Below are 22728 nucleotides of genomic sequence, written 5' to 3' on the forward strand. Positions count from 1 at the left end.
CCCAATTTCCCTTCCGGTTTTCTCCACGCCCTATACGGGGGTGCTGCATTACCGATCCCGTGCGGATCAGGGGTAAGCGAACGTGAAAATGCCTGCCCCGGCATGCTACAGTTCGCCGCGTCCGGCCATGCCGGCTTGACGCCTTTCCAGAATCAAGACGCGGCGGACCATTGCCTTTGACGGATCTCTCCGAACCGGACGGCGGCGCACGCGGGAGATGGTGGCGCCTATCACCGCTGCCGCCGGTCGTCGCGCTGCGCGTCGGCTTGCTTGTGACCGTGATCGCCGGCTTCTGGCTGGTCGCCTACGCCGATCTTGAGCGGGCGCGCGACCGGGCGATCCAGGATGGTCTGCGTCAGACCGCCAACCTCTCGACCCTACTGGAGGAGGACGCCCGTCGCGTCATGGTCGTGGCGGACCATGCCCTTCGGGCGACGGCTGCCGAGGGTACGATTCCCGCCTATCTGGTGGGGGACACGGCAGGGATACCGGGAGCTACCGCCGGTCACGGGCCGGCTCTACGGAATCTGCTGATCGTCGAGCGGGATGGCCGGGTGCGGCAGGCTGCCGGTCTGAACAAACCCGCCGATATCGGCGGCTCCCCGTTGGCTGACGCGTTGACGGGCGAATCGCGCACTTTTGTAGGGCCTTATCGCGAGGCGGACGGCGGCTGGCGGGCCGCGATGATCCGTCCGCTGGCCAACGGCAGCGCCATGGCGGTGGCGGTGCTCGATCTCGACCGCTTCGCCCGGCTTTATGCGACCCAGGACATCGGTCCGCGCAGCATCATTCTGTTTTACGGTGAGAATGGTGTGGTCCTGTCCCATTCGCGCAATGGAATGCTTATTCTCGACGAGAATCGTGCTCTCTTCGCCTCCGTCCTGCCGCGTCTGTCCGCCGGGGAGTCCGTGCGGACGCTGTCCGGTCTCGATCCGACCGAAGGGCGCGAGCGGATCGGCACGGTCCGCCGGGTGGCGGGCCAGCCCCTCTACGTCTATATCCGCATCCGGACCGAAGACGTGCTGGCCGGCTGGTACGACGACCGCTGGAAACGCATTCTGGAAACCGCCGCGGTGTCGGTGGTGGTGCTTCTGCTGGCCCTGCTGGCGTTCCGGCAGCTTGGCAGGCTGGAGACGACGACGCAGGCTCTGCGCGCCAGCGAACGGCGCTCGCAGGCACTGTTCGACAGCAGCTTCCAGATCATGGGGCTGCTGTCGCCTGACGGACGCGTGCTGGCTCTGAACCGGCCGGCCTGCGCCCTGGCTGGCCTGCCGGCCGATGCGCTGGTCGGACACCGCGCCTGGGAGTTCCGCGGCTGGGCCCGCACCGCTGAACTGGCGGCAGCCTTCCGCCAGTCCATCGAGAAGGCGGCGTCGGGACGCTTCGTCCGTTATGAGACCGACGTGGTCGCCGACGGCGTCACCCGTGTGATGGACGTGACCATCAAGCCGGTCTACGACGACAAGGGCATCGTCACGGTGCTGGTGGTCGAGGCGCGCGATATCACCGAGCGGGTCGAGGCGGCCGAACGGCTCGCCGCGGCACTCGATCAGGCGGAGGCCGCCAACCGGGCCAAGAGCGCCTTCCTGGCGACCATGAGCCACGAGCTGCGCACGCCGTTGAACGCCATCATCGGCTTTTCCGACATCATGCTGCATGAGCTGTTTGGTCCGCTCGGCAGTCCGCGCTACCGCGATTACGCGCGCCATGTGCAGAACAGCGGACGCCACCTGCTCGACCTCATCAACGATGTGCTGGACATGTCGAAGCTGGAGGCCGGGCGCTACACGCTGGACGAAAGCTGGCTGGAGCCGGCCGACGCCATCGAGACCTGCCGGGCGTTGGCCGCGGTGCCGGCCGATGCCGGTGGGGTGGCGTTGGCGATCGAATGCCCCGCCGACCTGCCCAAGCTGCTGGCCGATGAGCGCGCCCTGCGTCAGGTGTTGCTGAACCTGCTGTCGAACGCGGTCAAATTCACCCCGCGCGGCGGCCATGTGACGGTGAGTGCCGTGCAGGAGGTCGATGGCGGAATCGCCATCACCGTGCGTGACACCGGCATCGGCATCCCCGCCGATGCGCTGGCCCGTATCCTGGAGCCGTTCCAGCAGGCCGACAGCAGCATTCCCGGACGTTTCGGAGGTACCGGGCTTGGCCTGTCGATCTGCCGCGACCTGATTGGCCTGCATGGCGGCACCCTGTCCATCGACAGCGAGCCGGACCGTGGAACCGCCGTCACCATCCGCTTCCCCGCTTGCCGTACCGGCCGGCCGGTTGCGGCGGACGGGGTGCCGGCGTAAGCCTGTCGGCGGTGAATCTGAGCGAAAGGCGTACGAGATGATCGGGAATGACGGGAAGCCGGTGTCCAAGGAGGCGCTGCGCCAGCACATCGCCATCTACAATGGCCAGTCGCGCGGCTCCAAGGAATTCGCGGCGATTCCGCGCGCGCTGGTCACCATCCTGGATGGGCTGAAGCCGGGCAGGACCGGCTACGTCAAATGCCTGGACGGGCAGGTGCAGCTGTCGCGCCGCAAGGACAACAGCGTCTCGGCCGGCTGACAAAAGGAAAGCGCCCCTCCCCGGCGTGGGGAGGGGCGCTTTCGGCCGGACCGTCAGGCGATCAGTGCTTGGCGGCAGCGGCGGCACCGATGCCGGTCTGGGAGCGGACGAACTGGTCCTCGAACGCCTCGCGCTCGGCACGGGCGGACGCGCTGCTGTCCAGCTTCGACACGATGATGGTGACGATGAAGGCCAGCGTCATCGAGAACAGGGCCGGCTGCTCATAGGGGAAGATGGGCGCCGGGTTGTTCAGCACCACGACCCACACGGCGTTCGACAGGATCACCAGCGTGACTGCGGAGACCAGGCCGGCGATGCCGCCCGCCAGCGCGCCGCGGGTGGTCAGGCCCTTCCAGTACATCGACAGGATCAGCACAGGGAAGTTCACCGACGCCGCGACGCCGAAGGTCAGGCCGACCAGGAAGGCGACGTTCTGCTTCTCGAAGGCGATGCCCAGCACGACAGCCAGCACGCCCAGCACCAGCGAGGCGATCTTGGACACGCGCATCTCCTCGCGCTCCGTCGCCTCGCCCTTGCGGATGACGCGGGCGTAGAGGTCGTGGGCGATGGCGGAGGCACCGGCGAGTGCCAGGCCCGACACCACCGCCAGGATGGTGGCGAAGGCGACCGCCGACAGGAAGCCCAGGAACAGGTCGCCGCCCAGCGCCTTGGCCAGATGCATCACCGGCATGTTGCCGCCGCCGATCAGCTTGCCGCCGACCTTGCCGCCCTCGAAGAACTGCGGATCGGTGCCGACGATGGTAATCGCCGCCATGCCCAGCACACAGACGATCAGGAAGAAGAAGCCGATGAAGCCCGAGGCATAGAAGACCGACTTGCGGGCCTCGCGCGCGTTGGGGACGGTGAAGAAGCGCATCATGATGTGCGGCAGGGCGGCGGTGCCGAACAGCAGGCCCAGCGACAGCGACACCGCCGACACCGGATCGGCCAGCAGCGTGCCCGGACCCATGATCTTCACGCCGTCCTTGTGCGAGGCGATGGCGCTCTTGGCAATGGCCTCCAGGCTGAAGCCGAAGCGCGACAGCGCCAGGAAGGCCAGCAGCACGCCGCCGCCGAGCAGCAGCACCGCCTTGATGATCTGCACCCAGGTGGTGGCGATCATGCCGCCGAAGGTGACGTAGACCACCATCAGCACGCCAACCACGATCACCGCGACGTTGTAGTCCAGCCCGAACAGCAGCTTGATCAGCTGGCCGGCGCCGACCATCTGGACGATCAGGTAGAAGCACACCACCGTCAGCGAGCCGATGGCGGCAAAGGTGCGGATCTTGCCCTGGTCGAGCCGGTACGACGCGATGTCGGCGAAGGTGAAGTGGCCGAGGTTGCGCAGCCGCTCGGCCAGCAGGAACAGGATGATCGGCCAGCCGACGAAGAAGCTGATGGTGTAGACGAAGCCGTCATAGCCCTTGGCGAACACCAGGCTCGACAGCCCCAGCAGAGTCGCGGCCGACATGTAGTCGCCGGCGATCGCCAGACCGTTCTGGAAACCGGTGATGCCGCCGCCGGCGGTGTAGAAGTCCGACGTGGAGCGGGTGCGGCTGGCCGCCCAGTAGGTGATGCCCAGCGTCATCAGCACGAAGGCGATGAACATGCCGATGGCCGACAGGTTGACCGGCTGCTTTTCCAACTGCCCGACATCGCCGGCGGCGAGCGCCGGCATGGTGGACAGGGTGGCGAACAGGATGGCGGCGCTGGCCGAGAGGAGGATCCGGTGGGCGGTCATTGCAGCGTCTCCCGCGTGATCTCGTCGGTCAGGTCCTGGAAGCGGCCATTGGCGAAATGGGAATAGACGCCGGTCAGCAGCCAGGACAGGATGATGATCGCCGCTCCGATCGGGAAGCCGACGCTCAGCGACGACTCGTCGGACATCGGCTTGTGCAGAATGTCCGGTGCGAAGGCGACCACCATCATGAAGGTGTAGTAGCCGACCAGCACGACGGCCGACAGGACCAGGGCCAGCCGGCTGCGCTGGCGCACCAGCTCGTGGAATTTGGGGTTCCGGCGAACCCTCTCATAGACGGGATTGTTGGCGGGGGAGTGCATGTTTCCTCCAGACGCTGGACGTCCTTGTGGTGCCCTGACCCAAACGAATGGGATTGGGCTTATGTCCTTCCGGCTAACAAAACACTGTTTCGCAAATTTCCCGGAAATATGACGAATTGTTTCAGTGCAATTCAGGTAACAATCTCATCGATTCGCGTTGAGCCGCAGCGGCGAAGCTGGAATGATGAACGCACATCCCTGATCCCCGCATCCTGCCGCCCCTGCCCGGAAAATGATCCGTTCGCCCCTGTTCCTCCGGCTGTTCTCGGCGATCCTGATCTCGCTCGGTCTGTTCTCCGCGGCGGCCTATGTCTTCTCCGTCCCCTTCATCGAGGAGAAGGCCTACGAGATCGAACGCGACGCCAGCCGCACCATCCTCGACAACGTGTTCGAACTGGTCAGCCGCATCCGCGGCGGGCTGGAGGAGCAGCGGGTCGCCACGGTCGATTCCTACAAGACCCGCCTGCGCGACGTGCTGGAACTGGCGGTCGGCTATATCGAGCATGTCTATGCCCGCGCCGACCGCGGCGAGATCACGATGGAGCAGGCGCGGCGCGAGGCGATGGAGGGGCTGCATGCCTTCCGCTATGGCAACGGCGACTATGTCTGGGCCATCGGCTACGACTCGGTGATCCTGTCGCATCCCTCGCCCGACTATCAGGGACGGAAGGCGGACGATCTGCGCGACAATATGGGCCGCCACATCCTGCCCACCATCGTCGCCACCGCCAAGCGCGAGGGGGAGGGGTTCCAGACTTATCCCTGGTGGCGGCCGAACGGTGACGAACGGGCGCCGAAGCTCAGCTTCTTCAAGGATCTGTCCAGGCGCGGCATCATCGTCGGCACCGGCGCCTATCTGGCCGACGTTGACGCCGAGGTGGAGCGGCGCAAGGCCGAGGCCATCGAGGATCTGCGCCAAGCCCTGCGCAAGCTGCGCATCGCCCGCACCGGCTATCTTTACATCTTCGATTCGGCGAACCGGATGATCATCCACCCGAATTCGAACATCGAGGGCACGGCCTTCGGCGACCGGCTGAACTCAGCCACCGGCAACCCGATCGCCGAGGATCTGAAGGTCGCGGCGGCGAAGGGGGAGCCGCTGACCTACCTGTGGGACAAGCCCGACGATCCCGGCAATTACGCCTATGAGAAGATCAGTTGGGTCCGGCATTTCGAAGGGTTCGACTGGTACATCGCCTCGTCGGTCTATGTCGACGAGTTGCGGCGGTCGTCGGTGGTGCTGGGCAACCGCATCCTCGCCATCGGCATGGCGTTGATGGCGGCGGGCAGCCTGCTGGGTTACATCGCGGTTGGGCGGTTGGTGCGGCCGTTGCGCCGGTTGGCCGACACTGCGGTGCAGGTGCGGGCCGGCGATCTCGGTGCCCAGAGCGGCATCCGCCGCGGCGACGAGATCGGGCTGCTGGCCTCCGCCTTCGACGGCATGGTCCGGCAATTGCGTGACACCGTCGCCACGCTGGACAGCCGGGTGCGCGACCGCACCGCGGCGCTGGCGGAGGCGGAGACGCGGCAACGCGTGATCCTGGACGCAATCCCCGCCTGCATCGCCGGGCTGGACCGTGACGGAAGGCTGACCTTCGCCAATCTGCGCTGGGCAGACCTGGTCGGGCGCGACAAGGCGGAGGTCATTGGCCGCGATCTGGCCTCGGTCGTCGGGCGGCGGGCGATGGCGGCCTTGCACTCCCCTCTCGACCGCTGCCTGTCGGGGGAGGTGGTGACCTTCGAATACGCCTTCCCGCGCGATGGGCGCGACGTGGTGACCAAGACCACGCTGATCCCGCACCGTGGGGAGGGGCGCGGGGAGAGCGGACCGGGCGAGGGCGCCGTCACCGGCCTGTTCGTGCTGACCCTGGACATCACCGACGAGAAGCAGACCGAACGCCAGCTGGTCGAGGCGCAGCGGCTGAAGGCGGTCGGCCAGCTGTCCGGCGGTTTGGCACACGACTTCAACAACCTGCTGTCTATCATCATCGGCAACCTGTCGGCGGCCCGCGAGCGCTATGCCGCGATCGAGGGGCTCGACGCCTATCTGGAGCCGGCCCAGCGCGCCAGCCGGCGCGGTGCCGACATCACCGCCCGCCTTCTCGCCTTCTCGCGCCAGCAGCCGTTGAAGCCAGAGCCGATCGAGCTGTGCGGCCTGCTGCGCGACATGGCGGTGCTGCTGCGACGGTCCTTCCCAAGCTCCATCGCCATCGGCGTGCCGGAGGAGGGGCGGGATTGCTGGACCATCGCCGACCAGACCCAGTTGGAGAACGCGCTGGTCAACCTCGCCATCAACGCGCGCGACGCCATGCCCGGTGGCGGGCGGCTCGACATCGCAGTCGGCATCCGCAAGCTGGAGGACGACCAGTCTTTCGACGAGCCGGTCCAGCCCGACGACTATCTGGAAATCCGCGTCACCGACACCGGCACCGGTTTCACGGCGGAGGCGCTGGCCCGCGCGGTGGAGCCCTTCTTCACCACCAAGGCCCTGGGCTCGGGGCTGGGACTGTCTATGGTCTATGGCTTCGTCAAGCAGTCGCGCGGTTACCTGCGCATCGACAGCCGGCCGGGGGAGGGGACCTGCGTCACCCTGCTGCTGCCGCGCGCCGAACCTGTTCCCCGCCTGCAGGAGGCCGATCCAGTCGCGGCCGACCCGCAGCCCGGCGGCTGGTCCGGCCAGCTTGCCCTGGTGGCGGAGGACAACGACGATGTCCGGCAGGTGATGCGCCAGCAGCTGGTCGATCTCGGCTTCTCGGTGGTGGAGGCGGCGAGCGGCGACGAAGCGGCGGAACTGGTGGAGCAGATCGACGGGCTGTCGCTGCTGGTTTCCGACATCGTCATGCCCGGCCTGTCGGGGGTGGAATTGGCGCGGCGCGCGCGTCTGCTGCGGCCGGCCATGCGGGTCGTTCTGGTCAGCGGATTCGCGGTCGAGTATGGCGACGTCCCTGCCGATGCCGTCATACTGCGCAAGCCATGGGACAAGCGGGAGCTGGTGGCGGCCATCGGCCACGCCGCCGAACCCGCGCCGGCCTGATACAGTTGGGCAAATAGAACGCACCTGAAAAAATCAGGGCGACGAGTGCCGAGGGGGGAAACGCGCGTGGGACAAAAGAAGCGCATCTATGTGATCGAGGACGAGGCCGACATCCGCCGGCTGGTGACGGAGGTGCTGGAAGGCTACGGCTATGAGGTGACCGGCTGGGCCAGCGGGCGGGAGGCGCGCGCGGCGATCCAGCGACAGGCGCCCGACCTGTGCCTCGTCGATCTCGGCCTGCCGGACATGGACGGGCTGACCCTGGTGCGCGAGCTGTGGGAGGATGTCCGCTTCGGCGTCATCATCCTGTCGGGGCGGGGCGGCACCTCCGACCGCGTGCTGGGGCTGGAACTTGGCGCCGACGACTATATCGTGAAGCCGTTCGAGCCGCGGGAATTGGTCGCCCGCGTCAACAGCGCCATCCGCCGCCGCCAACAGCTGGCCGCTGCCACCGCCGCCACGGAGACCACGCGGGCGCGGTTCGGCCCCTGGGTGTTCGATCTGGGCAACCTGACGCTGACCGCCGACGACGGCCGGCAGGAGAGCCTGACCGCGGCGGAGGCCTCGCTTCTGCTGACGCTGCTGAAGGCGCCCAAGCGTGTGCTGTCGCGTGAGCATCTGCAGGGACCCGACCAGGACCGCGACGACTTCCCCTATGACCGCAGCATCGACGTCCGCGTGTCGCGCATCCGCAAGAAGATCGAGGAGGATCCCCGCGCTCCGCGGCTGATCAAGACGGTCTATGGCGCCGGCTATCTGTTCGCCGGTGACGTGACGTGGTTGCGGTGATCGGGTGGCTGCGCTGATCGGGATTTGCGGTGAAAGGAGCGTCCCCCACGCCTGCGCCGCAACAACCTCAATAACAATTGGTCATAATCCTGAGAAAGTTGCGCAAAGCTGATCTGTTACAGGCTGTTTCCAACACCGCCGTGCCCAATGCCGGCGTGCAACAAAGAACCCCTGGGGAGAACGGTCCGATGAGTGAAACTGCCGCCGCAGTCCATCCCAGCGCCAACCCGTACGAACGCGACCTCGACCGCAACGCCGCCAATTTCGTCGCCCTGACGCCGCTGACCTTCCTGGAGCGTGCCGCCGCCGTGTGGCCCGACCGGCTGGCCGTCGTCCATGGCCCGGTCCGCCGGACCTGGGCGGAGACCTTCGTCCGCGTCCGCCGTCTGGCCGCGGCACTGGCCAATCTGGGCATCGGCGCCGGCGACACCGTCGCCATGCTGGCCGCCAACACGCCGGAGCTGTTCGAGGCACATTTCGGCGTGCCGCTGGCCGGCGCCGTGCTGAACGCCGTCAACACCCGCCTGGATGCCGAAGCCATCGCCTTCATCCTGAAGCATGGCGAGGCGAAGCTCCTGATCGTCGACCGCGAGTTTTCCGGCGTCGCGAAGAAGGCGCTGGCCCTGCTCGACGCGCCGATCCCGGTGGTCGACATCGACGACCCGACCTATACGGGCGGCGAGTTGATCGGCGATCGCGATTACGAGGCCTTCATCAGCGATGTCGGGACCGAGCACCCCTGGACGCCGCCGGCCGACGAATGGCAGGCCATCGCGCTGAACTACACTTCCGGCACCACCGGCAATCCGAAGGGCGTCGTCTATCACCATCGCGGCGCCTATCTGAACGCGGTGTCGAACGCGCTGTCCTGGAACATGGGCGACGCGCCCGTGTATCTGTGGACGCTGCCGATGTTCCACTGCAACGGCTGGTGCTTCCCCTGGACCATCGCGGTCACCGCCGGCACCGCGGTCTGCCTGCGTCAGGTCCGTCCGGACGCCGTGCTGACGCTGATCCGCGAGGAGCGGGTGACCAACTTCTGCGGTGCCCCCATCGTCCTGAACATGCTGAACAATGCCCCCGCCGAACTGAAGCAGGGCATCGACCAGAAGGTGAAGGTGATGGTCGCCGGCGCCGCGCCGCCCGCCGCCGTCATCGCCGGCATGGAGCGCATGGGCTGGGAAGTCACCCATGTCTACGGCCTGACCGAATGCTATGGTCCGACCGTCGTCTGCGTCTGGCACGACCGTTGGGACAGCCTGTCGCTGGACGAGAAGGCGGCGATCAAGGCGCGCCAGGGCGTGCGCGGCCCGATGCTGGAGGCGGTGATCGTCGCCGATCCTTTCACGCTGGAGCCGGTGCCGAAGGACGGCCGCACGATGGGCGAGATCATGATGCGCGGCAACAACGTCATGAAGGGGTATCTCAAGAACCCCAAGGCGACCGAGGAGGCCTTCGCCGGCGGCTGGTTCCACACCGGCGACCTCGCCGTCTGGCATGAGGACGGCTATGTCGAGATCAAGGACCGCTCGAAGGACATCATCATCTCCGGCGGCGAGAACATCTCGTCGATCGAGGTGGAGGACGTCCTCTACAAGCATCCCGAGGTTCTGGAGGCGGCGGTCGTCGCCCGCCATGACGAGAAGTGGGGCGAGACGCCCTGTGCCTTCGTCACCCTGAAGGACGGCGCCACCGCGACCGAGGCCGACATCATCGCCTTCTGCCGGTCGCACATGGCCCACTTCAAGTGCCCGCGGACTGTGGTGTTCGGCCCGCTGCCGAAGACCTCGACGGGCAAGATCCAGAAATACGTCCTGCGCAAGCAGACCGAAGGGCTGTAAGGGGCGGGGCGTTAGCCGTCCTCCTCTCTCCTCTCCCGCATTTCGGCGCAAGCGCCCCCTCTCCTCCCTCCGCTCAACGGGAAAGGAGAGGGGGGCAACGCTCCGCCATGCCTGCACGCCGCCCATTTTCAAAGGGACCCGCGCCATGAAGATCCTCTGCGCCGTCAAGCGCGTCGTCGACTACAACGTCAAGATCCGGGTGAAGACCGACCAGTCCGGAGTCGAGACCGCCAACGTGAAGTTCTCGATGAACCCGTTCGACGAGATCGCCGTCGAGGAAGCCGTGCGCTTGAAGGAAGCTGGTGCCGCGACCGAGATCGTCGTTGTCTCCATCGGCCCGGCGCAGGCGCAGGAGACCCTGCGCACCGCTCTCGCCATGGGTGCCGACCGCGCCATCCTGGTGCAGACCGACGTGCAGACCGAGCCGCTGGCCGTCGCCAAGGTGCTGAAGGCCCTGGTCGAGAAGGAGGCCCCCGGCCTCGTCATCCTCGGCAAGCAGGCGATCGACGACGACTGCAACCAGACCGGCCAGATGCTCGCCGCGCTGCTGGGCTGGGGCCAGGGCACCTTCGCCTCGAAGATCGCCGCCGGCGACGGCACGGTCGCCGTCACCCGCGAGATCGACGGCGGGCTGGAGACCGTTGAGCTGAAGCTGCCGGCGGTGGTCACCGCCGACCTGCGCCTGAACGAGCCGCGCTATGCCTCGCTGCCGAACATCATGAAGGCGAAGAAGAAGCCGCTGGAGACCGTGACGCCGGAGGTGCTTGGCGTCGACGTCGCCCCGCGCCTGAAGACGCTGAAGGTCGCCGAGCCGGCCAAGCGTCAGGCCGGCATCAAGGTGCCGGACGTCGCCACCCTGGTCGACAAGCTGAAGAACGAGGCGCGGGTGATCTGAGCGCCGGCCCTGTGCCCGCGCTCGCCCCCCCCGCCCGACAGAGGAAGCCCCCATGCCCATCCTGATCCTTGCCGACCACGACAACGCCAGCCTCAAGCCCGCCACCGCCAACGCGGTCACCGCCGCCGCCAAGCTCGGCGGCGACGTCCACATCCTCGTCGCTGGCCGCAACGCCGCCCCGGCCGCGGAGCAGGCCGCCAGGCTGGCCGGCGTCGCCAAGGTGCTTCTCGCCGACGATGCCGCCTACGAGCATGCCCTGGCCGAGCCGGTCGCGGCCCTGCTGGTCTCGCTCGCCCCGGCCTACAGCCACCTCCTCGCCGCCGCCACTTCTGCCGGCAAGAACGTGCTGCCGCGTGTCGCCGCCCTGCTCGACGTGGCGATGATCTCCGACATCACCGCGGTGGTCTCCGCCGACAGCTTCGAGCGGCCGATCTACGCCGGCAACGCCATCGCCACCGTGCAGTCGGCCGATGCGGTGAAGGTCATCACCGTCCGCACCACCGCCTTCGAGGCCGCCGCCGCAACCGGCAGCGCCGCGGTGGAGAGCGTCGCCGCCGTTGCCGACCCGGCCCTGTCGAGCTTCGTCTCGGCCGAGCTGTCGAAGTCGGAGCGGCCGGAGCTGACCTCGGCCCGCATCGTCATTTCCGGCGGTCGCGGCATGCAGTCCGGCGACAACTTCCACCTGCTGGAGGCGATCGCTGACAAGCTGGGGGCTGCGGTTGGCGCCAGCCGCGCCGCCGTCGATGCCGGTTTCGTGCCGAACGACTATCAGGTCGGCCAGACCGGCAAGATCGTGGCGCCGGACCTCTATGTCGCTGTCGGCATCTCGGGTGCCATCCAGCATCTGGCCGGCATGAAGGACAGCAAGATCATCGTCGCCATCAACAAGGACGAGGAGGCGCCGATCTTCCAGGTCGCCGACTACGGCCTCGTCGCCGACCTGTTCAAGGCCCTGCCGGACCTCCAGCAGGCCGTCTGATCCCCGTTCCCCCTCCGTCTTCCGAAGAGGTCCCCCCATGACCGCTGCCGTGATCCCCTACACCCCGCCGCTGAAAGAGATCCGCTTCGTCCTCGACCACCTCGCCGGTATGGCCGACGTGGCGGCTCTGCCCGGTTTCGAAGATGCCAGCCCCGACATGGTGGACAGCATCCTGGGCGAGGCGGCGAAGATTGCCGAGAACGTCCTGGCTCCGCTGAACCGCATCGGCGACATACAGGGGGCCAAGCTCGGCGCCGACGGTATCGCCCGCACAGCGGAGGGCTGGGGGACAGCGTGGCAGGCGCTGGTGGAGGGCGGCTGGAACGGGCTGCCCTTCGATCCCGCGCGCGGCGGCATGGGGTTGCCCAACCTGCTGAACACTGCGGTGCAGGAGATGTGGCATTCGGCCAACATGGCCTTCGCGCTCTGCCCGATGCTGACCCAGGGGGCGGTGAACGCGGTGCAGCTCTATGGCTCCGACGCGCTGAAGGACATCTACCTGCCCCGGATGATCTCGGGCGAATGGACCGGCACCATGAACATCACCGAGCCGCAGGCGGGCAGCGACCTCGCCGCGACGCGGTCGCGTGCGGTGCCGAACGGTGACCATTACCTCGTCACCGGCCAGAAGATCTTCATCACCTACGGCGACCATGACCTGACGGAGAACATCGTCCATCTGGTGCTGGCCCGCCTGCCCGATGCGCCTCCGGGCGTGAAGGGCATCAGCCTGTTCGTCGTGCCGAAATTCCTGGTCAACGCCGACGGCAGCCTGGGCGCCCGCAATCAGGTGAAATGCGTGTCGCTGGAGCACAAGCTGGGCATCCACGGCAGCCCGACCGCCGTGCTGTCCTTCGGCGACGAGGGCGGGGCGACCGGCTTCCTGGTGGGCGAGCCGAACCGCGGCCTGGAATACATGTTCACCATGATGAACCATGCCCGGCTGAACGTCGCCATGCAGGGCCTGTCGATCGCCGAGCGCGCCTATCAGCAGGCTTTGGCCTATGCCCGTGATCGTGTGCAGGGCAAGCCGCTGGGCTGGAGCGAGGGGCAGTCGAAGGGCATCGTCAACCATCCCGACGTCCGCCGCCTGCTGATGGGCATGAAGGCGCGGATCGAGGCGATGCGCGGCATCCTCTACACCGCCGCCGCCGCGGTCGACGTGGCGCACCATCATGCCGACGAGGGCGCGCGGGGCCGGGCCGGCCTGCTGGTCGATCTTCTGACCCCGATCGCCAAGGGCTGGTGCACCGAGACCGGCCAGCAGCTGGCGTCGGACGGCGTGCAGGTCCATGGCGGCATGGGCTTCATCGAGGAGACGGGGGCCGCCCAGCATCTGCGCGACGCCCGCATCACCACGATCTACGAGGGCACGACCGCCATCCAGGCCAACGACCTGATCAACCGCAAGATCCTGCGCGACGGAGGGGCGACGGCCAACGGGCTGCTTGACGAGATCGCGGCGCTGGGCGGCGAGCTGTCCGGCGATGCTGACGAGGCGCTGCGTGTCACCGGGTCGGAACTGGTCGGCGCCGTCCGTGAGGCCAAGCAGGCGGTGGCCTGGGTGCTGACCGCAGCGAAGGAGGATGCCCGCCTGCCGGCCGCCGCGTCGGTGACGCTGCTGGAACTGATGGGCGTGGTCGCCGGCGGCTGGCAGCTTGCCCGCGCCGCCAAGGTGGCGGTGGAGCGGCTGGCGGCGGGCGATGCCGACACCGCCTTCCTGTCGGCCAAGCCGCTGACCGCCCGCTTCTACGCCACCCATGTGCTGCCGAAAGCGGCGGCGCTGCGGGCGACCGTCGTCACCGGCTCCGCGAGCGTGATGGCGCTGAGCGAGGAGCAGCTGTTCGGCGCGGCTTGACCGGGCCGCGCTTGCCGGTTGGTGCCGGGGGCTTTGCCCCAGTCGAGGGAGTCGCGGGCGGTTGGGGGACCTCCCGCCACTGCCCCGGCGCCAGCCCGTCCAGGGTCCAGTCGCCGATCGACCAGCGGATCAGCCGCAGGGTTGGGAAGCCGACCGCCGCCGTCATGCGGCGGACCTGCCGGTTGCGCCCCTCGCGGATGGTCAGCGCGATCCAACTGGTCGGGATGGCGGCGCGGTAGCGCACCGGCGGATCGCGCGGCCACAGCGATTCCGGCTCCTCCATCCGCCGCACCTCGGCCGGCAGGGTGGGGCCGTCCTTCAGCGTCACGCCGCGGCGCAGCGCCTCCAGCGCCTCGTCGGTCGGCACGCCCTCCACCTGCACCCAATAGGTTTTCGGCATCTTGTTGGCGGGCGCGGCGATGCGGGCGATCAGCGGGCCGTCGTCGCTGAGCGCCAGCAGCCCCTCGCTGTCGCGGTCGAGCCGGCCGGCGGCATAGACGCCCTTTACCGGCACCAGTTCCGCCAGGGTCGCGCGGCCCTGGTCGTCGGTGAATTGCGGCAGCACGCCATAGGGCTTGTTCAGCAGGATCAGGCGCGGCACGGGCATGCGTCCTTGCGGATTGCGGAGTTTCGGAAAGGCGCTATCGTTCGCGCCCCAAACACTCACCTACATAGCAGGGGTTCGGCCGTGACGCTTCTGTTCTGCTCCGCCAGCGACAGCGCCGAGGATTGGCGCCGGGAAATCGCCCGTCATCTGCCCGACCTTGAGATGCGCGTCTGGCCCGAGACCGGCGATGTCGCCGACATCGAGGTGGCGGTGGTGTGGAAGCCGCCCGCCGGCATGCTGGCCACCCTGCCCAACCTGAAGCTGATCGTGTCGCTGGGTGCTGGGGTGGAGCCGATCCTGCAGGATCCGACGCTGCCGGACGTGCCGCTGGTGCGGATGGTCGCGGACGGGCTGACCGTCGATATGGCCGGCTATGTCGTCTATCAGGTGCTGTACTGGCACCGTCTGATGGACCGGTACGCCACCCTCCAGGCCGAGGCGCGGTGGGAGCAGCTGGACCATCGCCCGGCGTCCGAGGTGACGGTCGGCTTCCTGGGAATGGGTGAGCTGGGGGCGGCGTCGGCCCGCACGCTGCGGACCCTGGAGTACCGGTTGATGGGCTGGAGCCGCAGCCCCAAGAGCATCGAGGGGGTGGAGAGCTTCTCCGGTGCCGACGGGCTGGTGGCGATGCTGCCGCGTTGCGACCTGCTGGTCTGCCTGCTGCCGCTGACCGACCAGACCCGCGGCATCCTGAATGCCGATCTGTTCGCCGCCCTGCCCAAGGGGGCGGTGGTCATCAACGCGGCGCGCGGGGGCCATCAGGTCGAGTCGGACCTGCTCGACGCGCTGGAGAGCGGGCATCTGCGCGGCGCCAGCCTGGATGTCTTCGTGAAGGAGCCGCTGCCGGCCGACCATCCGCTCTGGCGCCATCCCAAGGTCCGCGTCACCCCCCATGTCGCCGGGGTTACCCACCCGTCGCGCTGCGTCGATCAGGTGGTGGCGGCGGTGACCGCCCTGCGCGAGGGCCGGCCGCTGCCCAATCTGGTGGACCGCAGCCGGGGCTATTGAGCTTAAAGGCAGCCCTTACAGCATCTGAACGGCGATCACCGCCAGCAGGGCCGCGATCACCCATAGGGCGGCGCGGTCCGAGCGGCGGCGGGTTTCCCAGCCATTCAGCATCTGGCGGACGGTCTGGGGATGCAGCCGCACGCCGCCTTCCGCCATGTCGCGGGTCACCCGTTCCGCTTCGCTGACCAGGGCGGGCAGGCGGCGGATGGTGGACAGGATGGCGCCGGCATCGTTGATGAACTGCGCCTCCGGCCCGCGATTCTCGCGCATCCACTCCTCGATCAGCGGCCGGGCCAGTTCCCACATGTTGATGTTGGGGTTCAGCAGCCGGCCGACGCCCTCCGCCGTCAGCATGCTCTTCTGCAGGAGGAGCAGCTGCGGCTGGGTTTCCATCTCGAACTGTTCGGTGACGGCGAACAGCTGGGCCAGCAGCCGGCCGACAGAGATGTCGGCCAGCGGCTTGTTCTGCAACGGCTCGCCGATGGCGCGGCAGGCCTGGGTGAAGATCTCGATCGACTGGTGGCGCGGAACGTAGCCGGCCTCGAAATGCACGATGGCGACGCGGCGGTAATCGCCGGTCAGGAAGCCGATCAGCATGTCGGCGAGGTAATAGCGCGTCTCGCGGTCCAGCCGGCCCATGATGCCGAAATCGACCGCGGTGATGGTGCCCTGTTCGTTGATGAACAGGTTGCCGGGATGCAGGTCGGCGTGGAAGAAGCCGTCGCGGAAGACCTGGTTGAAGAAGCTGGCCGAGGCCATCGCCAGGATCTCGTCGCGGTCGAAACCGGCGGCGGAGATGCGGGCGGGCTCGTCCACCTTGAAACCGCGGATGCGCTCCAGCGTCAGCACCCGGCCGCCGGTGCGCTCCCAATCGACCTTCGGCACGTTGAAGGTGTCATCGTCCTTGAAGTTCGACGCCAGCTCCGACGCGGCGGCGGCCTCCATCCGCAGATCCATCTCCAGCCGCGAGGTGCGGGCGAAGGTGTCGACCACCTCCAGCAGGCGCAGGCGCTTCAGCCGGGGCAGGACCCACTCGGCGAGACCGGCAAGCCGGTAGAACAGGTCGATATCGCGCTCGAAGGCCTGCTCGATGCCCGGACGCAGCACCTTGACCGCGACCTCCTGCCCGTCGGCGGTCACGGCGAAATGGACCTGGGCGATGGAGGCGGCGGCGACCGGCTTGTCGTCGAAGCTCTGGAACAGCGCCTGGACCGGCTGGCCGAACTCCGCCTCGATGATGGCGCGGGCCTGATGGCCGGGGAAGGGCGGCAGCTTGTCCTGCAACTCTGCCAGATCGACCGCCATCCGCTCGCCCACCAGATCGGAGCGGGTGGAGAGCAGCTGGCCCAGCTTGATGTAGGTGGGGCCGAGTTCGGCCAGCGCACGGGCCAGCCGTTCGCCCTCGCGGCCGGGCACGTCCTTGCGGGCAACCCGGCGCCACAGCCAGAGCAGGCCGGGGGCGGTGCCGAGCAGGCTGGTGGGCAGGGCGTCGTGACGGGCGACCGTCCGGCCGATGACGGCCATCCGGATCAGGTTGCGCAGGATGCGGAACACGGCAGCCTAGATCCGCCAGCCGGAATGGATGGCGGCGATCCCGCCCGACAGGTTGCGCACGCGCACGGCGCCGAAGCCGGCGGCCTCGATCCGCTTCGCCAGATCGGCCTGCGGCGGGAAGCGGCGGATGCTCTCGGCCAGATAGCGGTAGCTCGCCTCGTCCTTCGCCACCACGCGGCCCATGAAGGGCAGCACCTGGAAGGAATAGACGTCGTACAGCTCGCGCAGCACCGGCAGCACGACGTGGCTGAATTCCAGGCAGTAGAACTTGCCGCCGGGCTTCAGGACGCGGTGGGCCTCCTTGATCGCCTCGTCGATGCGGGTGACGTTGCGCAGGCCGAAGGCGATGGTGTAGGCGTCGACCGAGCGCGAGGCGATGGGCAGCCGTTCCGCATCGCCGACCGTCCATTGCACCCCGGACAGGATGTTGCGGTCGATGGCGCGGTTGCGGCCGACCCGGACCATCGCCTCGGTGATGTCGCAGACCACCGCGGCGCCGCCGCCCTTCTTCAGGAAGCGGAAGGCGATGTCGCCGGTGCCGCCCGCCACGTCCAGCAGGGTCATGTCCGGCTTGGGCGCCACCAGCTCCATCAGCGTGTCCTTCCACAGCCGATGGATGCCGCCCGACATCAGGTCGTTCATCAGGTCGTAGTTGGTCGCCACGCTGTCGAAGACGGCGCGGACCAGCCCGGACTTGGCGGACGGATCGACGGGGGTGAAGCCGAACCAGTTGCCTTCGGCACCGGACGCGGGCTTTTGCGGGTCGGGGATGCGGTCGCTCATGGCCGGGAACATAGCGCGGGCAGGGGCCATGCGCCAGCGGGGGCGTGCAGTGCGGAAGGTGCTGCGGCGAATGGCGTAGGGGGCGGTGTTCGGGGGATGGAACGGCGTGAAACAGTTTTGCGTGTCTGTTCCATGGGGTGCGGTCGGGCGGTGCGCCGGCGACACGGTGGGGATGGAACAGCATGAAACAGTTTTCGGCCGATGTTCCAACTGACTCCCCATCGCATGGATAGGTTCTAAATCCTAGCACGGCAGCGCGTTCACGGCAGGGGGATCGGTAAAACAGGTGCCGCCCGACCTTCGCGGGAATGACGGCCGAAGAGGGGCCTTGTGTCCGCCGCGTTGCAGATGGCCTTTCCGCCACATCCCCCTTGCATCCCGCCGCCCCCGCGCGTATAAGCGCATCCTTCCACGGGCGGCGAGGCTGGGCCGTAAGGCTCAGGGCATGCCCACCCGTCCGTTGGAATTTCGCCTCATTTCCATCTAGGAAACGAAAATGCCCAAGCTGAAGACGAAGAGCGGCGCCAAGAAGCGCTTCAAGGTGACCGCCACGGGTAAGGTCCGCGCTCAGGCCGCCTACAAGCGCCACTGCCTGGAACAGAAGTCCCCGAACATGAAGCGCAACGCGCGCGGCATGATGACCCTGTGCGACTCCAACGCCCGCACGGTGCTGAAGAACTGGCTGCGCAACGCCTGATCTCGGCACATCATAGAATTCGGAAGGACCTGAACCATGGCTCGTGTTAAGCGCGGCGTCACGACGCACGCCCGTCACCGCAAGATCCTGAAGCTCGCCAAGGGCTACCGGGGTCGCAATTCCAAGAATTTCCGCATTGCGATCGAGAAGGTCGAGAAGGCGCTTCGTTACGCCTACCGCGACCGCCGCAATAAGAAGCGCGATTTCCGCGGCCTGTGGATCCAGCGCATCAACGCCGGTGTCCGTCAGTACGGCCTGACCTATTCGCGCTTCATCAACGGCATCAAGCTGGCCGGCATCGAAATCGACCGCAAGGTCCTGTCCGATCTGGCCGCGCGCGAGCCGGAGGCCTTTAAGACCCTGGTGGACAAGGCCCAGGCCGCGCTCGCCTCCAAGGCCGCCGCGTAACGCGCCTCGCGTTTCCTCTAAGTCAGGGAACGCTTGCCGTCACGGCGTCAGTTGTAAGAGAAGGGAGCCGGGCCGCTGGGCCGGCTCCCTTTTTCTTTTTGCACCGTTTTCTTCCCCACGCTTGCCGGGAACCGCCATGCTCGACGCGCTGAAAGACGAACTTCTGTCGCAGGTCAACGCCGCCGCCGACCTCTCGGCGCTGGACGAGGTGCGGGTCTCCGCGCTCGGCAAGAAGGGGCGCATCACCGGCTTCATGAAGGAGCTGGGGAACCTCACCCCCGACGAGCGCAAGGAGCGCGGCCAGGCGCTGAACGCGCTGAAGGACGAGATCGCCGCCGCCATCGACGCGCGCAAGGCCGACCTCGCCGCCGCCCACCTGAAGGCGCGGCTGGAGGCCGAACGGGTCGACGTGACCCTGCCGGTGCGTCCGGAGACCGAGGGGCGCATCCACCCGATCAGCCAGACGATGGACGAGATGGTCGCCATCTTCGCCGAGATGGGCTTCTCGGTCGCCGAAGGGCCGGACATCGAGGACGATTTCCACAACTTCACCGCCCTGAACTTCCCGCCCGGCCACCCGGCGCGCGACATGCACGACACCTTCTATCTGCCCGACGCGGATGAGAAGAAGATGCTGCTGCGCACCCACACCAGCCCGGTGCAGGTCCGCACCATGCTGAACAACAAGCCGCCGATCCGCATCATCGCGCCGGGGCGGACCTACCGCTCCGACTACGACATGACCCACACCCCGATGTTCCACCAGATCGAGGGGCTGGTCATCGACGAGGCGACCAACATGGGGCACCTGAAGGGCTGCCTCGTCGAGTTCTGCCGCGCCTTCTTCGATGTGGACGACCTGCCGCTGCGCTTCCGTCCCAGCTTCTTCCCCTTCACCGAACCGTCGGCGGAGGTCGATATCGGCTGCTCGCGCAAGGGCGGCGAGCTGAAGCTGGGCAATTACGGCGACTGGCTGGAGATCCTCGGCTGCGGCATGGTCCACCCGAACGTGCTGGAAGCCTGCGGCATCGACAGCACCAAGTATCAGGGCTTCGCCTTCGGCATGGGGGTGGAGCGCGTCGCCATGCTGAAATACGGCATCCCCGACCTGCGCACCTTCTTCGAAGCCGACCTGCGCTGGCTGAAGCATTACGGCTTCGTGCCCCTCGACATTCCCAACATCGCCCACGGCCTGACGCGCTAAGGAGCCGGACCCATGAAGTTCACGCTGTCCTGGCTGAAGGACCATCTGGAGACCGACGCCTCGCTCGACCAGATCACGGAAAAGCTGACCGCCCTCGGGTTGGAGGTGGAAGGCGTCCATGACCGGTCGAAGGAGCTGGCGCCCTTCCGCGTCGCCCATGTCGTCTCCGCCGAGAAGCACCCGGATGCCGACAAGCTGCGCGTGCTGATGGTCGACACCGGCGCCGGTACCCTGCAGGTGGTCTGCGGCGCCCCCAACGCGCGCGCCGGCATGAAGGGCGTCTTCGCGCCGGAGGGGACCTATGTCCCCGGTTCCGACATCACGCTGAAGAAGGGCGTCATCCGTGGCGTCGAATCCAACGGCATGATGTGCTCCAAGCGCGAGCTGAAGCTGTCGGACGAGCATGAGGGCATCATCGAGCTGCCGGACGACGCTCCGGTCGGTGCCGCCTTCGCCGACTATGCCGGGCTGAACGACCCGGTCATCGACATCAACCTGACGCCCGACCGCGCCGATTGCGCCGGGGTGCGCGGCATCGCCCGCGACCTCGCCGCCGCCGGCATGGGAACGCTGAAGCCGCTGACCGAGGGCCGGCTGAACGCCGCCCCGGTTCCCGGCTCCTTCAAGAGCCCGATCGGGGTCGAGATCGAAGCGCCGGACGCCTGTCCCTATTATGTCGGCCGCTATTTCCGCGGCGTGAAGAACGGCCCGTCGCCGCAGTGGCTCCAGGACAAGCTGACCGCCATCGGCCTGCGTCCGATCTCCATCCTGGTCGACATCACCAACTACATCACCTTCGACGTGTCCCGCCCGCTGCACGCCTTCGATGCCGACAAGGTGACGGGCGGCATCGTGGTCCGGCTGGCGCGCGAGGGCGAAACCCTGCCGGCGCTGAACGGCAAGGAATACCCGCTCGACCCGGCGATGACGGTGATCGCCGACCATGAGCGGGCCGAGGCGCTGGGCGGCATCATCGGCGGCGAGGCGTCCGGCTGTACCGAGGAGACCACCAACGTCTTCCTCGAAGCCGCGATTTTCGACACCGTCCGCACCGCGCAGACCGGCCGCCGGCTGGGCGTGGAATCGGACGCCCGCTACCGGCTGGAGCGTGGCGTCGATCCCGCCGCGGTGGTCGAAGGGATCGAGCGGGCGACCCGTCTGATCCTCGACCTGTGCGGCGGTGAGGTTTCGGAGATCGTGACGGCGGGGGCCGAGCCGGAGTGGAAGCGCACGCTGACCCTGCGTCCGGGCCGCGTCGCCGCACTCGGCGGTGTCGATCTGCCGCGTGAGCGTCAGGAGCGGATCCTGACGGATCTCGGCTTCACCCTGGAGGGTGAGGATGCCGAGGGGCGGCTGGTCGTCGGCGTTCCGTCCTGGCGCGCCGACGTCCATGGCGAGGCCGATCTGGTCGAGGAGGTGCTGCGCGTCCATGGCTTCGACGCCATCCCGGCGACGCCGCTGCCGCGCGAGACGGTGCTGACCCGCCCGGCTCTGACTCTGAAGCAGCGTCGTGTGGCGCTGGCCAAGCGGACCCTGGCCGCCCGCGGCCTGTCGGAGGCGGTGACCTGGTCCTTCCTGTCCGGCCCGGTCGCCGAACTGTTCGGTGGCGGCGAGCCCGGCCTGCGGCTGGTCAACCCGATCAGCAGCGACCTGGACGTCATGCGTCCGTCGATCCTGCCCAACCTGATCCAGGCCGCCGGCCGTAACGCCGACCGCGGCTATGCCGACGTGCGCCTGTTCGAGGTCGGGGCGGCCTTCCGCAATCCGGCGCCGGACGGGCAGGATACGGTGGCCGCCGGCATCCGCGCCGGTGCGGCGGTGCCGCGCCACTGGGCGGAGAAGGCGCGCGGCGTCGACGTGTTCGATGCCAAGGCCGACGCGCTGGCGGTGCTGGAGGCGGTCGGCGCCCCGGCCGGCAACCTCCAGGTCACCACCGATGCGCCGGGCTGGTACCATCCCGGCCGTTCCGGCGTGCTGCGACTCGGCCCCACGGTGATGGCCCGCTTCGGCGAGATCCACCCGTCGGTGCTGGAAGCCCTGGGCGTCAAGGGCCCGGTCATCGGCTTCGAGGTGATGCTGGACGCCGTGCCGCTGCCCAAGAAGAAGGGCGGCACCGCCAAGCCGATGGTCCAGCTCTCCGCCTTCCAGCCGGTGGAGCGCGATTTCGCCTTCGTCGTCGACCGCAAGGTGGAGGCCGACAAGATCCTCCGCGCGGTGAAGGGCGCCGACAAGGCGCTGGTCAAGGACGTCGCAGTGTTCGACGTCTATGAGGGAGCGGGTGTGGGCGACGGGCGCAAGTCGGTCGCCGTGTCGGTCACCTACCAGCCGACCACCGCAACCCTGACCGATGAGGCGATCGAAGCTGTGGGTCAGAAAATCGTCGCGGCGGTGGTGAAAGCGACCGGAGGAAATCTTCGGTCCTAAGAAAAACCCTCAAAGGTTGAAAAATAC

The 22728-nt window shown here is 67.8% G+C and carries 18 protein-coding genes; 13 read left to right on the top strand and 5 right to left on the bottom strand.

What is annotated here, in order from left to right:
* Nucleotides 1-176 precede the first annotated feature (176 nt).
* Together E6C72_RS05610 and E6C72_RS05615 are read left to right on the top strand one after the other, a co-directional pair.
* The gene (locus E6C72_RS05610; protein WP_247876095.1) at nt 177-2297 is read left to right on the top strand and encodes an ATP-binding protein; all 2121 of its coding nucleotides are present in this window, start codon (nt 177-179) and stop codon (nt 2295-2297) included.
* A gap of 37 nt (nt 2298-2334) precedes the next feature.
* Nucleotides 2335-2556 carry a hypothetical protein gene (locus E6C72_RS05615; protein ID WP_109444225.1) on the top strand — a complete coding sequence of 74 codons (222 nt, stop codon included), beginning with the start codon at nt 2335-2337 and terminating at the stop codon, nt 2554-2556.
* A 61-nt stretch (nt 2557-2617) separates the two neighbouring features.
* Here E6C72_RS05615 and E6C72_RS05620 read toward each other — a convergent pair whose 3' ends face one another.
* Both E6C72_RS05620 and E6C72_RS05625 read right to left on the bottom strand, forming a co-directional pair.
* Entirely contained in the window at nt 2618-4300 is a 1683-nt protein-coding gene (locus E6C72_RS05620) for a cation acetate symporter (RefSeq protein WP_109444224.1), read from the bottom strand.
* On the bottom strand, nt 4297-4620 hold the full coding sequence (locus E6C72_RS05625; RefSeq protein ID WP_109444223.1) for a DUF485 domain-containing protein: 324 nt from the start codon (nt 4618-4620) through the stop codon (nt 4297-4299). The genes E6C72_RS05620 and E6C72_RS05625 overlap by 4 nt, the downstream gene beginning before the upstream one ends.
* Nucleotides 4621-4852: 232 nt before the next feature.
* Here E6C72_RS05625 and E6C72_RS05630 point away from each other — a divergent pair, with 232 nt between their 5' ends.
* The 6 genes from E6C72_RS05630 (at nt 4853) to E6C72_RS05655 (ending at nt 14016) form a co-directional block, all read left to right on the top strand.
* Nucleotides 4853-7654 (top strand): cache domain-containing protein, encoded by a 2802-nt coding sequence (locus tag E6C72_RS05630; RefSeq protein ID WP_109444222.1) that lies wholly within the window; start codon nt 4853-4855, stop codon nt 7652-7654.
* A 66-nt stretch (nt 7655-7720) separates the two neighbouring features.
* On the top strand, nt 7721-8443 hold the full coding sequence (locus E6C72_RS05635) for a response regulator transcription factor (protein ID WP_109444221.1): 723 nt from the start codon (nt 7721-7723) through the stop codon (nt 8441-8443).
* A 188-nt stretch (nt 8444-8631) separates the two neighbouring features.
* Complete coding sequence (locus E6C72_RS05640) at nt 8632-10284, top strand: acyl-CoA synthetase (RefSeq protein ID WP_109444220.1); 1653 nt, start codon at nt 8632-8634, stop codon at nt 10282-10284.
* 145 nt (nt 10285-10429) lie between these two features.
* Nucleotides 10430-11179 carry an electron transfer flavoprotein subunit beta/FixA family protein gene (locus tag E6C72_RS05645; RefSeq protein WP_136700667.1) on the top strand — a complete coding sequence of 250 codons (750 nt, stop codon included), beginning with the start codon at nt 10430-10432 and terminating at the stop codon, nt 11177-11179.
* A gap of 52 nt (nt 11180-11231) precedes the next feature.
* Complete coding sequence (locus E6C72_RS05650; RefSeq protein WP_136700669.1) at nt 11232-12158, top strand: electron transfer flavoprotein subunit alpha/FixB family protein; 927 nt, start codon at nt 11232-11234, stop codon at nt 12156-12158.
* A 37-nt stretch (nt 12159-12195) separates the two neighbouring features.
* Entirely contained in the window at nt 12196-14016 is a 1821-nt protein-coding gene (locus E6C72_RS05655; protein WP_109865259.1) for an acyl-CoA dehydrogenase family protein, read from the top strand.
* Here E6C72_RS05655 and E6C72_RS05660 read toward each other — a convergent pair.
* Nucleotides 13958-14617, bottom strand: a complete 660-nt coding sequence (locus E6C72_RS05660) for a pseudouridine synthase (RefSeq protein ID WP_136700671.1) — start codon at nt 14615-14617, stop codon at nt 13958-13960. The two genes, E6C72_RS05655 and E6C72_RS05660, sit on opposite strands and share 59 nt — an antisense overlap.
* An 87-nt stretch (nt 14618-14704) precedes the next feature.
* Here E6C72_RS05660 and E6C72_RS05665 point away from each other — a divergent pair, with 87 nt between their 5' ends.
* Nucleotides 14705-15631, top strand: a complete 927-nt coding sequence (locus tag E6C72_RS05665) for a glyoxylate/hydroxypyruvate reductase A (protein ID WP_109865260.1) — start codon at nt 14705-14707, stop codon at nt 15629-15631.
* Nucleotides 15632-15646: 15 nt separating this feature from the next.
* Here the strand turns inward: E6C72_RS05665 and ubiB are convergent, their stop codons facing one another.
* Nucleotides 15647-17185, bottom strand: coding sequence for a 2-polyprenylphenol 6-hydroxylase (gene ubiB, locus E6C72_RS05670; protein WP_109865261.1), 1539 nt, complete (start codon nt 17183-17185; stop codon nt 15647-15649).
* Nucleotides 17186-17191: 6 nt separating this feature from the next.
* Nucleotides 17192-17968 (bottom strand): class I SAM-dependent methyltransferase, encoded by a 777-nt coding sequence (locus E6C72_RS05675; RefSeq protein WP_169055128.1) that lies wholly within the window; start codon nt 17966-17968, stop codon nt 17192-17194.
* A 496-nt stretch (nt 17969-18464) separates the two neighbouring features.
* Here E6C72_RS05675 and rpmI point away from each other — a divergent pair, with 496 nt between their 5' ends.
* The 4 genes from rpmI (at nt 18465) to pheT (ending at nt 22701) form a co-directional block, all read left to right on the top strand.
* Nucleotides 18465-18665: a 50S ribosomal protein L35 gene (gene rpmI, locus E6C72_RS05680; protein ID WP_012975158.1), complete on the top strand. Its 201-nt coding sequence runs from the start codon at nt 18465-18467 to the stop codon at nt 18663-18665.
* A 36-nt stretch (nt 18666-18701) separates the two neighbouring features.
* Nucleotides 18702-19073 (top strand): 50S ribosomal protein L20, encoded by a 372-nt coding sequence (gene rplT, locus E6C72_RS05685; protein WP_012975157.1) that lies wholly within the window; start codon nt 18702-18704, stop codon nt 19071-19073.
* A gap of 136 nt (nt 19074-19209) precedes the next feature.
* Nucleotides 19210-20277, top strand: a complete 1068-nt coding sequence (gene pheS / locus E6C72_RS05690) for a phenylalanine--tRNA ligase subunit alpha (RefSeq protein WP_109865263.1) — start codon at nt 19210-19212, stop codon at nt 20275-20277.
* A gap of 12 nt (nt 20278-20289) precedes the next feature.
* Nucleotides 20290-22701 (top strand): phenylalanine--tRNA ligase subunit beta, encoded by a 2412-nt coding sequence (gene pheT, locus E6C72_RS05695; RefSeq protein ID WP_109865264.1) that lies wholly within the window; start codon nt 20290-20292, stop codon nt 22699-22701.
* The last annotated feature ends 27 nt before the right edge of the window (nt 22702-22728 follow it).

It is taken from the genome of Azospirillum sp. TSH100 (assembly GCF_004923295.1).
GTDB lineage: Bacteria > Pseudomonadota > Alphaproteobacteria > Azospirillales > Azospirillaceae > Azospirillum.

What these genes read in the sequence shown, in the direction of transcription:
- pheS (WP_109865263.1), top strand. Translation starts at nt 19,210, where the DNA reads ATGCTCGACGCGCTGAAAGACGAACTTCTGTCGCAGGTCAACGCCGCC.
- rplT (WP_012975157.1), top strand. Translation starts at nt 18,702, where the DNA reads ATGGCTCGTGTTAAGCGCGGCGTCACGACGCACGCCCGTCACCGCAAG.
- E6C72_RS05640 (WP_109444220.1), top strand. Translation starts at nt 8,632, where the DNA reads ATGAGTGAAACTGCCGCCGCAGTCCATCCCAGCGCCAACCCGTACGAA.
- E6C72_RS05645 (WP_136700667.1), top strand. Translation starts at nt 10,430, where the DNA reads ATGAAGATCCTCTGCGCCGTCAAGCGCGTCGTCGACTACAACGTCAAG.
- pheT (WP_109865264.1), top strand. Translation starts at nt 20,290, where the DNA reads ATGAAGTTCACGCTGTCCTGGCTGAAGGACCATCTGGAGACCGACGCC.
- E6C72_RS05630 (WP_109444222.1), top strand. Translation starts at nt 4,853, where the DNA reads ATGATCCGTTCGCCCCTGTTCCTCCGGCTGTTCTCGGCGATCCTGATC.
- E6C72_RS05625 (WP_109444223.1), bottom strand. Translation starts at nt 4,620, where the DNA reads ATGCACTCCCCCGCCAACAATCCCGTCTATGAGAGGGTTCGCCGGAAC.
- rpmI (WP_012975158.1), top strand. Translation starts at nt 18,465, where the DNA reads ATGCCCAAGCTGAAGACGAAGAGCGGCGCCAAGAAGCGCTTCAAGGTG.
- E6C72_RS05620 (WP_109444224.1), bottom strand. Translation starts at nt 4,300, where the DNA reads ATGACCGCCCACCGGATCCTCCTCTCGGCCAGCGCCGCCATCCTGTTC.
- E6C72_RS05655 (WP_109865259.1), top strand. Translation starts at nt 12,196, where the DNA reads ATGACCGCTGCCGTGATCCCCTACACCCCGCCGCTGAAAGAGATCCGC.
- E6C72_RS05615 (WP_109444225.1), top strand. Translation starts at nt 2,335, where the DNA reads ATGATCGGGAATGACGGGAAGCCGGTGTCCAAGGAGGCGCTGCGCCAG.
- E6C72_RS05675 (WP_169055128.1), bottom strand. Translation starts at nt 17,968, where the DNA reads ATGAGCGACCGCATCCCCGACCCGCAAAAGCCCGCGTCCGGTGCCGAA.
- E6C72_RS05650 (WP_136700669.1), top strand. Translation starts at nt 11,232, where the DNA reads ATGCCCATCCTGATCCTTGCCGACCACGACAACGCCAGCCTCAAGCCC.